A 1,198-nucleotide genomic window follows, 5' to 3' on the forward strand; every position below is an offset into this window, starting at 1 on the left:
GTCTGAGCTGGGGGTGGCCGCAGAGACCAGCGAGAAGCGACTGTTTACTAAAAACACAGGTCCGTGCGAAGCCGTAAGGCGATGTATACGGACTGACGCCTGCCCGGTGCTGGAACGTTAAGGGGACCGGTTAGTCGACCTTCGGGTCGGCGAAGCTGAGAACTTAAGCGCCAGTAAACGGCGGTGGTAACTATAACCATCCTAAGGTAGCGAAATTCCTTGTCGGGTAAGTTCCGACCTGCACGAATGGCGTAACGACTTCTCGACTGTCTCAACCATAGGCCCGGTGAAATTGCACTACGAGTAAAGATGCTCGTTTCGCGCAGCAGGACGGAAAGACCCCGGGACCTTTACTACAGTTTGATATTGGTGTTCGGTTCGGCTTGTGTAGGATAGCTGGGAGACTTTGAAGCTCACACGCCAGTGTGGGTGGAGTCGTCGTTGAAATACCAGTCTGGTCGTGCTGGATGTCTAACCTGGGTCCGTGATCCGGATCAGGGACAGTGTCTGATGGGTAGTTTAACTGGGGCGGTTGCCTCCTAAAGAGTAACGGAGGCGCCCAAAGGTTCCCTCAGCCTGGTTGGCAATCAGGTGTTGAGTGTAAGTGCACAAGGGAGCTTGACTGTGAGACCGACGGGTCGAGCAGGGACGAAAGTCGGGACTAGTGATCCGGCGGTGGCTTGTGGAAGCGCCGTCGCTCAACGGATAAAAGGTACCCCGGGGATAACAGGCTGATCTTCCCCAAGAGTCCATATCGACGGGATGGTTTGGCACCTCGATGTCGGCTCGTCGCATCCTGGGGCTGGAGTCGGTCCCAAGGGTTGGGCTGTTCGCCCATTAAAGCGGTACGCGAGCTGGGTTTAGAACGTCGTGAGACAGTTCGGTCCCTATCCGCTGTGCGCGTAGGAGTCTTGAGAAGGGCTGTCCCTAGTACGAGAGGACCGGGACGGACGAACCTCTGGTGTGCCAGTTGTTCTGCCAAGGGCATGGCTGGTTGGCTACGTTCGGGAGGGATAACCGCTGAAAGCATCTAAGCGGGAAGCCTGCTTCGAGATGAGGACTCCCACCTCCTAGAGAGGGTAAGGCTCCCAGTAGACGACTGGGTTGATAGGCCGGATATGGAAGCACGGTAACGTGTGGAGTTGACCGGTACTAATAGGCCGAGGGCTTGTCCTCAGTTGCTCGCGTCCACTGTGTT

The 1,198-nt window shown here is 56.4% G+C and carries 1 rRNA gene (running past one end of the window); it reads left to right on the plus strand.

Going from position 1 to position 1,198, the window contains the following annotated elements:
• A 23S ribosomal RNA gene (locus IE212_RS34345) occupies positions 1-1,176 on the plus strand (it extends 2,027 nt beyond the left edge of the window).
• The last annotated feature ends 22 nt before the right edge of the window (positions 1,177-1,198 follow it).

The organism is Streptomyces djakartensis, from assembly GCF_014651075.1.
Lineage (GTDB): Bacteria > Actinomycetota > Actinomycetes > Streptomycetales > Streptomycetaceae > Streptomyces > Streptomyces djakartensis.